The sequence below is a fragment of the Kitasatospora gansuensis genome (genome assembly GCF_014203705.1).
Taxonomy (GTDB): Bacteria; Actinomycetota; Actinomycetes; order Streptomycetales; family Streptomycetaceae; genus Kitasatospora; species Kitasatospora gansuensis.
Genome location: NZ_JACHJR010000001.1, coordinates 6,226,587 through 6,241,333, shown reverse-complemented (window position 1 = coordinate 6,241,333; position 14,747 = coordinate 6,226,587). Strand labels below are relative to the sequence as shown.

19 protein-coding genes are annotated in these 14,747 nt (G+C 72.5%); 5 read left to right on the top strand and 14 right to left on the bottom strand.

Annotated features, from left to right (window positions below; genetic code table 11):
* Positions 1 to 82: 82 nt before the first annotated feature.
* The 6 genes from F4556_RS28190 to F4556_RS28165 all read right to left on the bottom strand — a co-directional run bounded on the left by F4556_RS28190 (position 83) and on the right by F4556_RS28165 (position 4,130).
* Positions 83 to 532 carry a DUF2752 domain-containing protein gene (locus F4556_RS28190; protein ID WP_313068732.1) on the bottom strand — a complete coding sequence of 150 codons (450 nt, stop codon included), beginning with the start codon at positions 530 to 532 and terminating at the stop codon, positions 83 to 85.
* A 117-nt stretch (positions 533 to 649) separates the two neighbouring features.
* Complete coding sequence (locus F4556_RS28185) at positions 650 to 904, bottom strand: HGxxPAAW family protein (protein ID WP_184920931.1); 255 nt, start codon at positions 902 to 904, stop codon at positions 650 to 652.
* A gap of 111 nt (positions 905 to 1,015) precedes the next feature.
* Positions 1,016 to 1,624, bottom strand: a complete 609-nt coding sequence (locus F4556_RS28180; RefSeq protein ID WP_184920929.1) for a TIGR02234 family membrane protein — start codon at positions 1,622 to 1,624, stop codon at positions 1,016 to 1,018.
* Positions 1,625 to 1,667: 43 nt separating this feature from the next.
* Entirely contained in the window at positions 1,668 to 3,179 is a 1,512-nt protein-coding gene (locus F4556_RS28175; RefSeq protein WP_184920926.1) for an anthranilate synthase component I, read from the bottom strand.
* Positions 3,180 to 3,223: 44 nt separating this feature from the next.
* A complete protein-coding gene (gene hisI, locus F4556_RS28170) occupies positions 3,224 to 3,598 on the bottom strand; it encodes a phosphoribosyl-AMP cyclohydrolase (protein WP_184920924.1) in 375 nt (124 codons plus the stop codon).
* Positions 3,599 to 3,659: 61 nt separating this feature from the next.
* Positions 3,660 to 4,130, bottom strand: a complete 471-nt coding sequence (locus F4556_RS28165) for a hypothetical protein (protein ID WP_184920921.1) — start codon at positions 4,128 to 4,130, stop codon at positions 3,660 to 3,662.
* 136 nt (positions 4,131 to 4,266) lie between these two features.
* Here F4556_RS28165 and F4556_RS28160 point away from each other — a divergent pair, with 136 nt between their 5' ends.
* From F4556_RS28160 to F4556_RS28150, 3 genes are all read left to right on the top strand, one after another.
* Positions 4,267 to 4,800: a hypothetical protein gene (locus F4556_RS28160; protein WP_184920919.1), complete on the top strand. Its 534-nt coding sequence runs from the start codon at positions 4,267 to 4,269 to the stop codon at positions 4,798 to 4,800.
* 33 nt (positions 4,801 to 4,833) lie between these two features.
* Positions 4,834 to 5,472: a TIGR03085 family metal-binding protein gene (locus F4556_RS28155; RefSeq protein ID WP_184920917.1), complete on the top strand. Its 639-nt coding sequence runs from the start codon at positions 4,834 to 4,836 to the stop codon at positions 5,470 to 5,472.
* Between the two features lie 88 nt (positions 5,473 to 5,560).
* Complete coding sequence (locus F4556_RS28150) at positions 5,561 to 6,328, top strand: VOC family protein (RefSeq protein ID WP_184920915.1); 768 nt, start codon at positions 5,561 to 5,563, stop codon at positions 6,326 to 6,328.
* Positions 6,329 to 6,494: 166 nt separating this feature from the next.
* On the opposite strand, the gene hisF is transcribed toward F4556_RS28150, so the two are convergent.
* The 8 genes from hisF to hisD are packed head-to-tail and all read right to left on the bottom strand — an operon-like array spanning position 6,495 to position 12,265.
* Positions 6,495 to 7,265 carry an imidazole glycerol phosphate synthase subunit HisF gene (gene hisF / locus F4556_RS28145; RefSeq protein ID WP_184920913.1) on the bottom strand — a complete coding sequence of 257 codons (771 nt, stop codon included), beginning with the start codon at positions 7,263 to 7,265 and terminating at the stop codon, positions 6,495 to 6,497.
* A complete protein-coding gene (locus tag F4556_RS28140) occupies positions 7,262 to 7,693 on the bottom strand; it encodes a RidA family protein (protein ID WP_184920911.1) in 432 nt (143 codons plus the stop codon). The genes hisF and F4556_RS28140 overlap by 4 nt, the downstream gene beginning before the upstream one ends.
* A complete protein-coding gene (gene priA / locus F4556_RS28135; RefSeq protein WP_184920909.1) occupies positions 7,690 to 8,412 on the bottom strand; it encodes a bifunctional 1-(5-phosphoribosyl)-5-((5-phosphoribosylamino)methylideneamino)imidazole-4-carboxamide isomerase/phosphoribosylanthranilate isomerase PriA in 723 nt (240 codons plus the stop codon). The genes F4556_RS28140 and priA overlap by 4 nt, the downstream gene beginning before the upstream one ends.
* Positions 8,413 to 8,459: 47 nt before the next feature.
* Positions 8,460 to 9,095, bottom strand: a complete 636-nt coding sequence (gene hisH / locus F4556_RS28130) for an imidazole glycerol phosphate synthase subunit HisH (protein ID WP_184920906.1) — start codon at positions 9,093 to 9,095, stop codon at positions 8,460 to 8,462.
* Between the two features lie 19 nt (positions 9,096 to 9,114).
* A complete protein-coding gene (locus F4556_RS28125) occupies positions 9,115 to 9,267 on the bottom strand; it encodes a CG2302 family histidine operon protein (protein WP_184920904.1) in 153 nt (50 codons plus the stop codon).
* A complete protein-coding gene (gene hisB / locus F4556_RS28120) occupies positions 9,264 to 9,857 on the bottom strand; it encodes an imidazoleglycerol-phosphate dehydratase HisB (RefSeq protein WP_184920902.1) in 594 nt (197 codons plus the stop codon). Before hisB ends, F4556_RS28125 begins: the two co-directional genes overlap by 4 nt.
* A gap of 6 nt (positions 9,858 to 9,863) precedes the next feature.
* Positions 9,864 to 10,961, bottom strand: a complete 1,098-nt coding sequence (locus tag F4556_RS28115) for a histidinol-phosphate transaminase (protein ID WP_184920900.1) — start codon at positions 10,959 to 10,961, stop codon at positions 9,864 to 9,866.
* The gene (gene hisD, locus F4556_RS28110; RefSeq protein ID WP_184920898.1) at positions 10,958 to 12,265 is read right to left on the bottom strand and encodes a histidinol dehydrogenase; all 1,308 of its coding nucleotides are present in this window, start codon (positions 12,263 to 12,265) and stop codon (positions 10,958 to 10,960) included. Before hisD ends, F4556_RS28115 begins: the two co-directional genes overlap by 4 nt.
* 95 nt (positions 12,266 to 12,360) lie before the next feature.
* Here hisD and F4556_RS28105 point away from each other — a divergent pair, with 95 nt between their 5' ends.
* Positions 12,361 to 13,938: an oxidoreductase gene (locus F4556_RS28105; RefSeq protein WP_184920896.1), complete on the top strand. Its 1,578-nt coding sequence runs from the start codon at positions 12,361 to 12,363 to the stop codon at positions 13,936 to 13,938.
* A 73-nt stretch (positions 13,939 to 14,011) separates the two neighbouring features.
* Entirely contained in the window at positions 14,012 to 14,740 is a 729-nt protein-coding gene (locus F4556_RS28100) for an LON peptidase substrate-binding domain-containing protein (RefSeq protein ID WP_184920894.1), read from the top strand.
* Positions 14,741 to 14,747: the final 7 nt, after the last annotated feature.

Sequence of the window (14,747 nt, the reverse complement as noted above, 5' to 3'; positions counted from 1 at the left end):
CGATGGTATCGGGCGCAGGGGGCGCGAACCGCATCCGCCCGGCGCGCGTCTCGCGGAGCGGACCGGCGCACACGCCGGAGGGCTACCCGACCGGCGGCGCCAGGGCGGCTCCGGCGGGAAGGTTCCGCAGCACCATGAACAGCCCGAGGACCAGCACCAGCAGGACCGTACGTGCCGCACCGACGTTGATCCGGGGCGCCTTCCCGCCGGTCAGCGCGGCCCACAGCCAGCCCACCCAGAGCACTGCGGCGACCACCGCCAGCACCACCACCAGCAGGTTGTCGTGCACGGCCGCGGTCAGCTCGCCGTGGGTCAGCGCGTGCACGGCCCGCAGTCCGCCGCAGCCGGGGCACCACCAACCGGTGGCCGAGAGCACCGGGCAGGTCGGGTAGTGGCCGGGCGTGTTCGGGTCGACCCCCGCCACGTACAGGGTCGGCAGGCCGACCGCCGCGAGGGCGGCCAGCGGACGGGCCAGCCGGCGCAGCGGGGAGGGCGGCACAGGCAACGGACTGGGCTGCGGGGCGGCGTTCACACCGCCGATTCTGCCCCCGCCGCCGGGGCGCATCCCTCAGGCGGGCGGGCGTGTCCTACGCAGAGGGAGCGGCGGGCGCTCCGCGCGCCTGCCGCTCCCCGACGTTCCGACGAAGTCTCAGACCCCGGCCGTGACCGCCTGGCGGGCGGCCGTCTCCTCGGGGGTGTAGAAGTGCGGGCTGGGCTGCTTGCCCATGCCCGCCATGGCCATCGCCTTGCCGACGATGCCGCCGACAACCACGACGCCCAGGCCCACGAAGAAGAGCCAAATCGCGGGGATGATCATGGCGACGCCGCTGACCGTGAAGCCGATGAAGGCAATGGTCGAGCCGGTCCAGGCGGCGGGGGTGTTGCCGTGCGCTGCTGCCGACATCTGATGGTGCTCCTTGGTTCTCCGGGGACCGGCCGAACTGCGGGAGCTCGGCGGGTTTACTGTCCCATTGTGCCGGGCCACACAGCCCGCCCCCAAGCGGGGGCCTCGGTTTCAGGTGGGATCCTCGCCACGGTCCAGCGCCTGCCACAGTTCGGCGGGGGTTCCGGTGGTCTTCGCCTTCGGCGGGGTCTTGCGGGCCGGCGCGTCGTAGCGGCTGCCCATCGCGGGCCAGTCCCGGCCGTACCGGACCGTCAGTGCCCCGGCGACGGCCAGCAGCAGTCCGCCCAGCGCGGCCGCCCACGGCCAGGCCGTGTGGCCGACCTGCTCGGCCTGGGCGCTCACCAGCGCGAGCTTCTTGGCCGCCTCGCCGTTCAGCGCACCGGCGTCGGCCGCACCGAGCGCCGCCGCCACGGCGGCACCGAGCCCGGCCAGCGCCACCAGGGCGCCCACCACCGCCTTGCCCACGCCGCGCACCGCGAAGACCGCGACCGCCGACGCCAGCCCGACCAGTGCCAGCCCGCCCGGCAGCCCCGACACCGCACTCCCGGTCACCTCGACCGCCAGCCCCCCGGCCTTCCCCGAGGCCCACACCCGGCTCACCGCGGTCAGCACCAGCACCGCCCCGGCCACCGTCAGCAACAGCATCACCCCGAGGCTCCGGCGGCTGTTCTTCTGCCCCGGTGCGGGCTCAGCGGTACGGGGTGCGGGAATCGTGGTCACCCGTCCACTATCCCTGACCGCACGGCCGGGGCCGCGCCGGGGTCTACCGGGAGCTGCGCAGGGTGTTGGCGGTGGCGACGGCGCGGAGGACGGCGGCGGCCTTGTTGCGGCACTCGGTGTCCTCGGAGTGCGGGTCGGAGTCGGCGACCACGCCCGCGCCGGCCTGGACGTAGGCGGTGCCGTCGCGGAGCAGGGCGGTGCGGATGGCGATCGCGGTGTCGGAGTCGCCGGCGAAGTCGAGGTAGCCGACGCAGCCGCCGTAGAGGCCGCGGCGGGTGGGTTCGAGCTCCTCGATGATCCGCATCGCGCGGGGCTTGGGGGCGCCGGAGAGGGTGCCGGCCGGGAAGCAGGCGGTCAGCACGTCGAAGGCCGAACGGCCTGCCGCGACCTGGCCGGTGACGGTGGAGACGATGTGCATCACGTGGCTGTAGCGCTCGACCGACATGAAGTCGACCACCTCGACGCTGCCGGGCTCGCAGACCCGGCCGAGGTCGTTGCGGCCGAGGTCCACCAGCATCAGGTGCTCGGCCCGCTCCTTGGGGTCGGCGAGCAGCTCGGCTGCCAGTTCGGCGTCCTCGTGCGGGGTGCTGCCACGGTGCCGGGTGCCGGCGATCGGGTGCAGCATCGCCTGACCGTCCGTCACCTTGACCAGCGCCTCCGGGCTGGAGCCGACCACGTCGAAGCCGCCCTCGGCGGAGCCGTCCGGACCGGGGAAGCGGAACAGGTACATGTACGGGCTGGGGTTGGTCGTGCGCAGCACCCGGTAGACGTCCAGCGCGCTGGCCGGGCAGGGCGCCTCGAACCGCTGCGAGGGCACCACCTGGAACGCCTCGCCGGCCCGGATCCGCTCCTTCACCTCCTCGACCGCCGCCCGGTACGGGGCGCCGCCGAAGGGTGAGTGGGCGTCAACCGCCGTGGGGGTGAAGGTCGCCAGGCCCGGGTCGACCGGCCGGGCCAGGTCGGCCTGCATCCGGTCCAGCCGGGCGACGGCGTCGGTGTACGCCTCGTCCACGCCGCTGGCCAGGTCGTTGTGGTTGACCGCGTTGGCGATCAGCACCACCGTGCCGTCGGCGTGGTCGAGCACCGCGAGGTCGGTGGCCAGCAGCATGGTCAGCTCGGGCAGCTTCAGGTCGTCCGGGGTGAGGTTCGGCAGCTTCTCCAGCCGCCGGACCACGTCGTACCCGAGGTAGCCGACCAGGCCGCCGGTGAGCGGCGGCAGGCCGTCGTCGGTGTGCCGGGGCGTGTGCAGGGTCTCCAGCGCGGCGCGCAGCACCTCCAGCGGGTCACCGGTGGTGGGGATGCCGACCGGCGGGCTGCCGTGCCAGCGGGCCTTGCCGTCCGGGTCGGCGGTCAGGGTGGCGGCGCTGTGCACGCCGACGAAGGAGTACCGGGACCAGTTGCCCTGCTCGGCCGACTCCAGCAGGAAGGTGCCGGGGCGCTCGTCGGCCAGGCTGCGGTACAGCCCGATGGGCGTGAGGCCGTCCGCGAGGAGCCGGCGGGTGACCGGGATGACCCGGGTGTCTACGGCGAGCTTGCGGAAGTCCTCAAGGTCCATGGGAGATGGCACCGTTCGTCCGTGGGGATGGGGCTGGGAAGAGACTAACGAGCGATCGGCAGGACGTCGGCGTCGAAGCAGGTCCGGTCGCCGGTGTGGCAGGCCGCGCCGACCTGGTCGACCTTGACCAGCAGGGTGTCGCCGTCGCAGTCCAGCGCCACCTCCTTGACGTGCTGGAAGTGGCCGGAGGTGTCGCCCTTGACCCAGTACTCGCTGCGGCTGCGGCTCCAGTAGGTGCAGCGGCCGGTGGTGAGGGTGCGGTGCAGCGCCTCGTCGTCCATCCAACCGAGCATCAGCACCTCGCCGGTGTCGTACTGCTGGGCGATCGCCGGCAGCAGGCCGTCCTCGGTGCGCTTGAGCCGGGCGGCGATGTCAGGGGCGAGGGCGGTGCTGCCGGGGGCGGCGGGAGTGGTCGACATGGCGTCCATTGTGGCAGCTCACCCCGGCTCCCCCGGTACCCGCCGGGTCAGGCTGCCGGGGTCACGCCGGGCTCTCGCACCCCTGCGGCCAGACCACCTGTACGTACAGCCCGGCCCGCTCCGCCGCCTCGACCACCTCGGCGGTGTGGCCCTCGGGGCGGCCGTCCCAGACCGCGATCAGCTCGTCCACCATCCCGACCAGGGCCCGGCAGGTGTCGTCGCCGAGTCCGCCCACCTCGACCGGTGCCAGCCGGTGCACCGCGTTCGCCTCGTTCATCAGCCGCTGCCTGGTCTGCCGGCCCGCGCCCGCGAACGCCCCGGCCTTGCCGGCCGTCGCCGACACGATCACCTCGACCTTGCCGCCGTGCTCCAGCACCGACTGGGCGAACCAGGTCTCGGGCCCCGCCGCCAGGCAGGTCACCCCGACCAGGTCGTAGCTGCCGAACGTGGTGACCAGTCGCCACAGCTCGCCCCGGACCAGCATCTCGCTCAGATCCGAGAGCCCCTCGTGCCCGACGATCCCAACTCGCATAACCAAAGACCCCAGTACCCGCTCAGGGCCGTGCCACCGTCAGCGTATACCTGGCCCGGGTCCGGCTTCGCGGAGTAGCTGACGGGACGGTCCCAGGCGGTCAGAATGGGCCCGGTCGGAACGAGGGGGGTCGGGGATGAGACGGCGGCGGGTGGTGGCCACGGCGGTGGTCCTGCTTCTGTTGGCGGCGGGCGCGGTGCTGCTCCTCTGGCCGGAGCCCGAGCGGCGGGCTGCGCCGTCACCGCCGCCACCCGGTACGACCACGCCGTCACCCTCGCCTTCGCCCACGCCGAGCAAGGTGCTGCCGTACCTGTTCTTCCCGCCCGGGACGTGCCTGGACTACCAGCCGCTGAGCCGGACCGCGGCACCGGCCGAGGCCCGGCCCTGCGAGGGGAAGCACGACGGCGAGGTGATCGCGAACATCGTGCTGCCTGACGGGCTGACCGGCGAGACGGCGGTCCAGCAGGCGATGACGGCGGCCTGCAAACCGCACCTGACGGAGTGGGACGGCAAGCAGGGCGGCGGCGGCCCCTACTTCGGGCGCTACCTCGGGCCGCGCCTGGTGCACTATCAGGCCGGGTTCCGGGACGCGACCTGCATCATGTCCGGCACCGACCAGCCGGACGGACGGCGGCTGACGGGGCATCTGAAGGGGCTCGGGCCGAGCTAGTTCGGGCGCGGCGGGCCACGTAGGGTGGGCCGCATGTCGAACTTCGCTCGGATGGAACGCCAGCGGTTGACCGGGCTTCTGCGCGCGGCCGGGCCGGACGCGCCGACCCTCTGCGCGGGCTGGACCACCCGCGATCTGGCCGCCCACCTGGTGCTGCGCGAGCAGCGGATGGACGCGGCGGCCGGAATCAGACTGACCCCGCTGGCCGGCTGGACGGCCCGGGTCCAGGAGCGCTACCGGGCGCGCCCGTACGAGGAGTTGCTGCGGCTGTTCCGGACCGGGCCGTCGGCTTTCTCGCCGTTCTCGCTGCCCGGCGCGGACGAGGCGGCCAACGTCCTCGAGTACTTCGTGCATGCGGAGGACGTCCGCCGGGCCGGGGACGACTGGCAGCCGGAGCCGCTCGGGCCCGGGCTGACCGAGGCGCTCTGGCGGCGGCTGCCGATGCTGGCCCGCATGGAGGCCGGCCGGAAGAGCCCGGTCCCGCTGGTGCTGCGGCGGCCGGACGGCCGGGCGGTGACCGTCACCCGGCGGACCGGGCCGACCGTCGAGGTGACCGGCGAGCCGGGCGAGTTGGTGCTGTTCGCGTTCGGCCGCGGCGCGCGGGCGCGGGTCGAGATGAGCGGACCGCAGGACGCGGTCGAGGCACTGCGGGTGGTACTGCCGTTCGAGTGACAGTCCGTCAGTCGGCGCGCGCGGCTGTCAGTGGCGGGTGGCAGGGTGGACCGGACGACACCATGCCTCCCGAAGGAGCGGTCTCCGCATGCTCACCACCGACTATCGGACCGGCTCGCCGAACTGGCTCGACCTGGGCAGCCCGGACACCGCCGCGGCCGCCGCCTTCTACGGCGCGGTCCTCGGCTGGACCTTCCGGTCGGCCGGCCCCGAGGCGGGCGGCTACGGCTTCTTCCAGCTGGACGGGCGCACGGTCGCCGCGCTCGGCCCGCTGACCGAGGAGGGCGCGCAGTCGGCCTGGACGCTCTACTTCGCCACCCCGGACGTGGACGCCACCGCGAAGACCGCCGAGCAGGCCGGCGGCACGGTCAGGGTCGAGCCGGGCGACGTCTTCGACGCCGGACGGATGGCCGCCCTGACCGACCCGCAGGGCGGACGGTTCGCCGTCTGGCAGGCCGGGCGGACGGCCGGGCTCGACCTGGCGGGCGCACCGGGCTCGTTCTGCTGGGCCGAGCTGCACACGCCCGACTCGGCGGTGGCGGTGGCCTTCTACCGGGCACTGTTCGGCTGGCGCACCGAGCAGGTCGAGGTCCCCGGGATGACCTACACCGTGGTGTCGGTGGCCGAGGGCGACCAGCAGGACGCCTCGTTCGGCGGGATCGCCCCGAGCGAGCACAGCGAGGCCGGCTGGCTGCCGTACTTCGAGGTCGCGGACCCGGACGCGGTGATCGAGCGGGCGGTGGCGGGAGGCGGGGAGGTGCTGCTGCCCGGCATGGACGCACCGGGGATCGGGCGGATGGCGTGGCTGCACGACCCCTTCGGGGCGAGGTTCGCGGTCATTCGCAGCGAAGCCTAGGCAGGCCTTCTGCAGGGCGCTCGGTTGCACTATCCAGGGGCTCGGGGAACTGCGAGGAGATCTGGCGTTCGGGTCACTGCGAAAGTGCCTGACCCGCTACGCAGCGATCACCTTTTTCGAGGTCGGCGTCGCAGTTCCCCGAGCCCCTGGCGGGTGCGACCTTGCGTCAGCGGACGGGGTGGCCCGTGCTGCGGAGGGCTTCCTTGACCTGGCCGATGCGGAGGTCGCCGAAGTGGAAGACGCTGGCGGCCAGGACGGCGTCGGCGCCGGCGTCGACCGCGGGGGCGAAGTCGGAGAGCTTGCCCGCGCCGCCGGAGGCGATGACCGGGACGGCGACGGCCTTGCGGACGGCGCGGATCATGTCGAGGTCGTAGCCGTCCTTGGTGCCGTCCGCGTCCATCGAGTTGAGCAGGATCTCGCCCGCGCCCAACTCGGCGGCCCGGCCCGCCCATTCGACCGCGTCCAGGCCGGTGCCGCGGCGGCCGCCGTGGGTGGTGACCTCGAAGCCGGAAGCGGTCTCCGTACCAGGAGGGCAGCGGCGGGCGTCGACCGAGAGGACCAGCACCTGGCGGCCGAAGCGCTGGGCGATCTCGCGGATCAGCTCGGGCCGGGCGATCGCGGCGGTGTTCACGCCGACCTTGTCGGCGCCGGCCCGGAGCAGCTTGTCGACGTCCTCGACGGCGCGGATGCCGCCGCCGACGGTGAGCGGGATGAAGACCTGCTCGGCGGTGCGGCGGACCACGTCGTAGGTGGTCTCCCGGTCGCCGGAGGAGGCGGTGATGTCGAGGAAGGTCAACTCGTCGGCGCCCTCGGCGTCGTAGAGCTTGGCCATCTCGACCGGGTCGCCGGCGTCCCGCAGGTTCTGGAAGTTGACGCCCTTGACCACCCGGCCGTTGTCCACGTCCAGGCAGGGGATGACTCGTACGGCGAGGGTCATGGCGTCTTACCTTCCAAGGTGCTGGCGAGCCCGGCGCGGTAGGCGTCGAGCTCGATCTCGACCATCATCCGGGAGTCGATCAGGCCCTCCACCACGACCATGGTGGCGGCGGGCCGGGAGGCGGCGAACAGGGTCCGGTGGGCCCGGCCGACCTCGTCGGCGTCCCGGACGTGGGTGATGTACATCCTGGTGCGGAACACGTCGTCCGCCGTCAGACCGTACGCGGCGAGGGCCTGGAGACCGACGCCGAAGGCGGCGAGGGTCTGGTGGTACGGGTCGCCCTCGTGCTCGATCTTCCCGTCCACCCACGCGGTGGTGCCGGCCACGTGGACGTGGTCCCCGGCCGCCACGGCGCGCGAGTAGCCGAACTCGTCCTCCCAGGGGGAGAATCCGGCGATCCTGCCGCGTACGATCTGACGGTCCGTCATGAAACGGCCTCCAGGGCCTCTTCGAGGGTGAACTTGCTCTCGTAGAGTGCCTTGCCCACGATCGCCCCCTCGACACCCTCGCCGGTCAGGGTGGCGATCGCCCGCAGGTCGTCCAGCGAGGAGACGCCGCCGGAGGCGACCACCGGCTTGTCGGTGGCGGCGCAGACGTTGCGCAGCAGCTCCAGGTTGGGGCCGGTCAGGGTGCCGTCGCGGTTGACGTCGGTGACCACGTAGCGGGCGCAGCCCTCGGAGTCGAGGCGGGCCAGCACCTCGTAGAGGTCGCCGCCCTCGCTGGTCCAGCCGCGGCCGCGCAGGGTGGTGCCGACCACGTCCAGGCCGACCGCGATCTTGTCGCCGTGCTCGGCGATCACCTTGGCGACCCACTCCGGCTGCTCCAGCGCGGCGGTGCCCAGGTTGACCCGGCGGCAGCCGGTGGCCAGTGCGGCGGCCAGCGAGGCGTCGTCCCGGATGCCGCCGGAGAGCTCGACCTTGATGTTCATCTGCTCGCTCAGCTCACGGATGATCTCGCGGTTGTCGCCGGTGCCGAACGCGGCGTCCAGGTCCACCAGATGCAGCCACTCGGCGCCCGCGTTCTGCCAGGCCAGCGCGGCCGCCAGCGGCGTGCCGAAGGAGGTCTCGGTGCCGGAGGCGCCCTTGACCAGGCGGACGGCCTGGCCGTTGCGGATGTCGACGGCGGGCAGCAGTTCGAGGCGGCTCATGGTGCAACTTTCCTGAGTCGGAAGGGACCTGCGGTGGACGGGAGTTGTCAGAGGGTGTTGACCCAGTTGGTCAGCAGCGCGGCACCCGCGTCGCCGGACTTCTCCGGGTGGAACTGGGTGGCCCAGAGCGGGCCGTTCTCCACCGCGGCGACGAACGGCTGCCCGTGGGTGGCCCAACTGACCAGGGGGGACCGGATGTTCTGGTTGGTGACCTCGAGCTCCCAGCGCTTCACGCCGTAGGAGTGCACGAAGTAGAACCGGGTCTCCGGGTCGAGACCGGCGAACAGCCGGCTGCCCTCGGGCACGTCGACGGTGTTCCAGCCCATGTGCGGGACGATCGGGGCGTCCAGCGGCTCGACCGTGCCGGGCCACTCGTCGCAGCCGGCGCTCTCGACGCCGTGCTCGACGCCCTTCTCGAACAGGATCTGCATACCGACGCAGATGCCCAGCACCGGGCGGCCGCCGGCCAGCCGGCGGCCGATGATCTGCTCGCCGCGCACCGCCTTGAGGCCGCGCATACAGGCCTCGAAGGCGCCGACGCCGGGCACCAGCAGGCCGTCGGCGTCCATCGCGGTCTGGAAGTCGGAGGTCACGGTGACGTTCGCGCCGGTGCGCTCGACCGCGCGCTGGGCCGAGCGGAGGTTGCCCGATCCGTAGTCGAGGACGACAACGTTCTTGGCCATCAGGGGAGTTCCGTCTCTGCTAGAGGCGCATCAGCCCGGAAGCGAGGCACATCACGGCGCCGAACGCGAGCACCGCGATCACACCCTTGGACTGCTTCTGCTTCCAGAACGAGAACACGCCGCCGGACAGGAACAGCCCGGCGATGATCAACAGCGTGGCGGTCTTGCTCACAGCGCACCCTTGGTCGAGGGAAGGATGCCGGCCGCGCGCGGGTCGCGCTCGGCGGCATAACGGAGTGCCCGGGCCAGCGCCTTGAACTGGCACTCCACGATGTGGTGGGCGTTTCGACCGTACGGTACGTGCACGTGCAGGGCGACGGCGGCCTGGGCCACGAAGGACTCCAGGATGTGCCGGGTCATCGTGGTGTCGTAGCTGCCGATCATCGGCGCCATGTTCTCGGGCTCGGTGTGCACCAGGTACGGGCGGCCGGAGAGGTCGACGGTGACCTGGGCGAGCGACTCGTCCAGCGGCACCGTGCAGTTGCCGAAGCGGTAGATGCCGACCTTGTCGCCGAGCGCCTGCCGGAAGGCGGCGCCGAGCGCGAGGGCGGTGTCCTCGATGGTGTGGTGGGTGTCGATGTGCAGGTCGCCCTCGGTCTTGACGGTGAGGTCGAAGAGACCGTGGCGGCCCAGCTGGTCGAGCATGTGGTCGTAGAACCCGACGCCCGTGGAGATGTCGGTCTTCCCGGTGCCGTCGAGGTCGATCTCGACCAGGACCGAGGTCTCCTTGGTGGTGCGCTCAACGCGGCCGATGCGGGACATGAGGGTTCAAAGCTCCTTGCTGACTGTACGGACGGCGTCGAGGAAGGCGTCGTTCTCGGCGGGCGTGCCCGCCGTGACGCGCAACCAGCCGGGGACACCGTTGTCGCGGACCAGGACGCCCTGGTCGAGGATGGCCTGCCACACCGCGTGGGTGTCGGCGAAGCGGCCGAACTGGATGAAGTTGGAGTCGGAGGCGGTGACCTCGAGCCCGAGTCCGAGCAGCGCGTCGACCAGCCGGTCGCGCTCCGACTTGAGCCGCTCGACGTAGCCGAGCAGGGTGTCGGTGTACTCCAGACAGGCCAGCGCGGTCGCCTGGGTGACGGCCGACAGGTGGTACGGCAGCCGGACCAGCTGCACGGCGTCCACCACGGCCGGGTCCGCGGCCAGGTAGCCGAGCCGCAGCCCGGCGGCGCCGAAGGCCTTGGACATGGTGCGGGTGACCACCAGGTTGGGGCGGCCCTCGATCATCGGCAGCAGCGAGGCGCGGTGCGAGAACTCGACGTACGCCTCGTCCACGATCACCAGGCTGGGCCGGGCGGCCTGGGCGGCCTCGTACAGCGCGAGCACCACGTCGGCCTCGACGGCGGTACCGGTCGGGTTGTTCGGCGAGCAGATGAAGACCACGTTCGGCTTCTGCTCGGCGATCGCCGCGGTGGCCGCCGCCAGGTCGATGGTGAAGTCCTCGTTGCGCGGGCCGGAGATCCAATTCGTGCCGGTGCCACGGGAGATGAGCGCGTGCATCGAGTACGAGGGCTCGAAGCCGAGCGCGCTGCGGCCCGGGCCGCCGAAGGTCTGCAGCAGCTGCTGGAGGATCTCGTTGGAGCCGTTGGCGGCCCAGACCTGATCCTTCGTCACGGCGTGACCGGTGGTCCCGGTCAGGTACCCGGCCAGACCGGTGCGCAGCTCGACCGCGTCCCGGTCGGGGTAGCGGTTGAGGTTGCGGGCCGCCTCGGCCACCCGCTCGGCGATCCGGGCCACCAGCGGCTCGGGCAGCGAGTACGGGTTCTCGTTCGTGTTCAGCTGGACGGGCACGTCCAGCTGCGGTGCGCCGTACGGGGACTGGCCGCGCAGCTCGTCCCGGATCGGCAGATCGTCGATGTTCATTCGCCAGGAACCGTCCACTCGAACCGAGCCTTGATCGCGTCACCGTGACCGGGCAGGTCCTCGGCGTTCGCCAGGTTGACCACGTGCGCGGCGACATCGGCCAGCGCCTCGCGGGTGTAGTCCACCACGTGGATGCCGCGCAGGAAGGACTGCACCGACAGGCCGGACGAGTGGCAGGCACAACCGCCGGTCGGCAGCACGTGGTTGGAGCCGGCCGCGTAGTCCCCGAGCGAGACCGGGGCGTACGCGCCGACGAAGATCGCGCCCGCGTTGCGGACCTTGGCGGCGACCGCGCGGGCGTCCCTGGTCTGGATCTCCAGGTGCTCGGCGGCGTAGGCGTTCACCACGGCGAGGCCCTGCTCGATGTCGTCCACCAGCACGATGCCGGACTGCTTGCCGGTCAGCGCCTCGGTGACCCGCTCGCGGTGCTTGGTGCGGGCGACCTGCTCGACCAGCTCGGCCTCGACCGCCTCGGCCAGCGCGACCGAGTCGGTGACCAGCACGGAGGCGGCCATCGGGTCGTGCTCGGCCTGGCTGATCAGGTCGGCGGCCACGTCACGGGCGGAGGCGGTGTCGTCGGCGAGCACCGCGATCTCGGTCGGACCGGCCTCGGCGTCGATGCCGATCCGGCCCTTGAGCAGCCGCTTGGCGGCGGCCACGTAGATGTTGCCCGGGCCGGTCACCAGGTTGACCGGGGCGCACTCCTCGGTGCCGTACGCGAACATCGCGACCGCCTGGGCGCCGCCGACCGCGTAGACCTCGGTCACCCCGAGCAGCGCGCAGGCCGCCAGGATGGTCGGGTGCACCGAGCCGCCGAACTCCTTCTGCGGCGGCGAGGTGACGGCCATGCCGAGGACACCCGCCTCCTGCGCGGGCACCACGTTCATCACCACGGAGGACGGGTAGACGGCGCGGCCGCCCGGCACGTACAGGCCGACCCGGTCGACCGGCACCCAGCGCTCGGCGACCGTGCCGCCCGGCACCACCTGGGTGGTGTGGTCGGTACGGCGCTGCTCGCGGTGGACCAGCCGGGCGCGGCGGATCGACTCCTCCAGCGCGGCGCGCACCTTCGGGTCCAGGGCCTCCAGCGCGGCGGTGATCGCCTGCTCGGGCACCCGGGTGCTCTCCAGCGTCACGCCGTCGAACCGCTCGGTGATCTCGATCAGCGCCGCGACCCCACGATGGCGTACGTCCTCGCAGATCGGCCGCACCTTCTCCAGGGCGGCTTCCACGTCGAACTCGGCACGGGGCAGCACGTCGCGCAGGTCGGAGGTAGAGCCGCGCAGGTCGATTCGAGAGATCACATCGCCCAGTGTAGGGAGTGGCCGGAACCCGAGGTCCCGCATTTCAGTCCGTGATACGAAAGGCGAGACAGTTCAAGATCTTGGGGGAGGCAGCGGTGCAGCAGCCGCCGGACGACTGGACGCCGGTCGAGCAAGGGCTCTGGGAGGCGTTCCGGCAGGGCGCGCTCTACGACCTGCGCAGCTGGGACGACGCGGTGGACCTGGTGAGCGGCCCGGCCGAGTGGCCGGCCGAGCGGTTCGTCCGGGCCGAGGTGCTGGCCACCCTGCTGCTCAACGGCCCCGACCCGGCACCCGGCAAGGTGGCCTCGCTCAAGCTCAGCGGCGCCTACGTGACCGGCCCGCTCCGGCTGGCCGGGGCCCGGATCGAGCACTACGTCGAGCTGCACGACTGCCGGTTCGAGAAGAAGATCCTGATCTCCGAGGCCCAGGCCGGCACGCTGCGGCTGATCCGCTGCTGGATACCCCGGCTGGAGGCGTCCCGGCTGGCCACCGAGGGTGACCTGCACCTGGCCCGCTGCGTGCTGCCGTTCGGCATGCGGCTCACCGACGCCAAGATCGGCACCGACCTGCTGCTCAACCAGGCCGTCATCGGCGGCGACCGGTACGGCCGGGCGCTGGCCGCCGACGGGCTGACGGTGCAACAGGACTTCGAGGCCGAGCGGGTCGACGTGCACGGCGAGCTGAGCCTGCGCACCGGCCGGATCGGCGGCCGCTTCTCGCTCCGCGGCGCCCAGCTGAAGGCCGCCGCCCCAGACCGCTACTGCCTCAACCTGGCGCACATCTCGGTCGGCAACACCATGTACCTGGGCGGCTCGCTGGACGGCGGCTGGGCCGACTCGCACACCATCTACGGCGACGGCTACGGCGCCCCGATCCCGCACGACTCCCCCAGCACGCCGCTGCGGGCGTACGGCGGGGTCCGGCTGGTGGACGGACGGTTCGAGAACGCGCTGCTGATCACCCACGCCGAGTTCCACCTGTCGGGGAGTCAGGAACTCTCGCTGCGCCGGATCCAGACACCCGAGCTGCGCTTCACCTGCCACAAACCGCCCACCGGCAAGGTCTCGCTCTCCCGAGCCAGGATCGGCAACCTGGTCGACAACCCGGACAGCTGGCCGAAGGACGGCCACGTCCGGCTGACCGGCTTCACCTACGAGTCGCTCCGGCCCGACCGGCCGTTCAGCGTCCGGCAGCGGATCGCCTGGCTGGAGAGCGCCCTCGGCGAGTACCAGCCGGAGCCGTACGAGCAGCTGGCCGCCGCGCTGCGCCGGGACGGCCGGGACGAGGACGCCCGCGAGGTGCTGTACGCCAAGCACCGGCGGCGGCGCTCCACCCTGCCGCCGCCCGGCCGGCTCTGGGGCCTGATCCAGGACGCCGCCGTCGGGTACGGCTACCGCCCCGGGCGGGCCGCGCTCTGGCTGGTGCTGGCCTGGGCCTTCGGAGCGCTGTACTTCTCCGGGCACGAGCCGGCCCCGCTGAAGGCCGACGAGAAGCCCACCTGGAACGCGCCGCTGTATGCCCTCAGCAAGGTCCTCCCGGTGGTGAACCTCGGCCCCGACGGCTGGAACCCTGACCGGACCGGCCAGTTCGTGGTGGCGGGCCTGGTGCTCTCCGGCTGGGTGCTCGCCACCACCGTGGTGGCCGGCGCCACCCGGATGCTCCAGCGCGGCTGAGCGGCGGGTGCCCACCGACCGCCTGACGGGTATTCGGGACAGCGGCGGCCGTTGCTGAACTACGCTGTGCGCCGTGACTGAACGGCTGCCGATCTTCCCCCTCAACACGGTCCTGTATCCGGGCCTGGTGCTGCCACTGCACGTCTTCGAGGAGAGGTACCGGCGGCTGGTGGGCGACCTGCTGGCCCAGCCGGAGGACCAGCCCCGGCGGTTCGGGGTGCTGGCGATCAAGGACGGCCGGGAGGTCGCACCGGTCCGGGAGCACGACGGTCCGGCCGGGCCGCTGGACGGGCTCGGGACGGTGACCGGCGATCCGCTGGAGGCGCTGCACCACATCGGGTGCGTCGCGGACGTGGCCTCGGTCCAGGAGCAGCCGGATGGGCAGTACGAGCTGCTGGTGACCGGGACCACCCGGTTCTGGCTCCGCTCGGTCGACGTGACGGGGCCCTACCTGGTCGGCGAGACCGAGCCGATCGAGGAGCGGACCGGCGAGGGCGCGGGCGCACTGGCCGCCGGGGTCGAACGGGCCTTCCGGGCGTACCAGAAGCGGCTGGCCGGCGCCCGCGAGGTCAGTCTCACCGGGCAGCACGAGCTGCCGAACGACCCGCAGGTGCTGTCCTACCTGGTGGCGGCCGCCGCGGTGCTGCCCACGCCGGTGAAGCAGGCGTTGCTGGCCTGCCCCGACACCGCGCAGCGGCTGACCACCGAGCTGGAGCTGCTGCGGCGGGAGAGCGCGGTGCTGGCCTGGCTGCCCTCGCTGCCCGGGGTGGACCTGACCCGGCAGTCGTTCAGCCCGAACTGACGGAGGC

Excerpts from the sequence above, each read along its gene's own strand:
- F4556_RS28185 (WP_184920931.1), bottom strand. The coding sequence starts at position 904 with ATGTCGGCAGCAGCGCACGGCAACACCCCCGCCGCCTGGACCGGCTCG.
- F4556_RS28175 (WP_184920926.1), bottom strand. The coding sequence starts at position 3,179 with ATGGACCTTGAGGACTTCCGCAAGCTCGCCGTAGACACCCGGGTCATC.
- hisI (WP_184920924.1), bottom strand. The coding sequence starts at position 3,598 with ATGTCGACCACTCCCGCCGCCCCCGGCAGCACCGCCCTCGCCCCTGAC.
- F4556_RS28165 (WP_184920921.1), bottom strand. The coding sequence starts at position 4,130 with ATGCGAGTTGGGATCGTCGGGCACGAGGGGCTCTCGGATCTGAGCGAG.
- F4556_RS28160 (WP_184920919.1), top strand. The coding sequence starts at position 4,267 with ATGAGACGGCGGCGGGTGGTGGCCACGGCGGTGGTCCTGCTTCTGTTG.
- F4556_RS28155 (WP_184920917.1), top strand. The coding sequence starts at position 4,834 with ATGTCGAACTTCGCTCGGATGGAACGCCAGCGGTTGACCGGGCTTCTG.
- F4556_RS28150 (WP_184920915.1), top strand. The coding sequence starts at position 5,561 with ATGCTCACCACCGACTATCGGACCGGCTCGCCGAACTGGCTCGACCTG.
- hisF (WP_184920913.1), bottom strand. The coding sequence starts at position 7,265 with ATGACCCTCGCCGTACGAGTCATCCCCTGCCTGGACGTGGACAACGGC.
- F4556_RS28140 (WP_184920911.1), bottom strand. The coding sequence starts at position 7,693 with ATGACGGACCGTCAGATCGTACGCGGCAGGATCGCCGGATTCTCCCCC.
- priA (WP_184920909.1), bottom strand. The coding sequence starts at position 8,412 with ATGAGCCGCCTCGAACTGCTGCCCGCCGTCGACATCCGCAACGGCCAG.
- hisH (WP_184920906.1), bottom strand. The coding sequence starts at position 9,095 with ATGGCCAAGAACGTTGTCGTCCTCGACTACGGATCGGGCAACCTCCGC.
- hisB (WP_184920902.1), bottom strand. The coding sequence starts at position 9,857 with ATGTCCCGCATCGGCCGCGTTGAGCGCACCACCAAGGAGACCTCGGTC.
- F4556_RS28115 (WP_184920900.1), bottom strand. The coding sequence starts at position 10,961 with ATGAACATCGACGATCTGCCGATCCGGGACGAGCTGCGCGGCCAGTCC.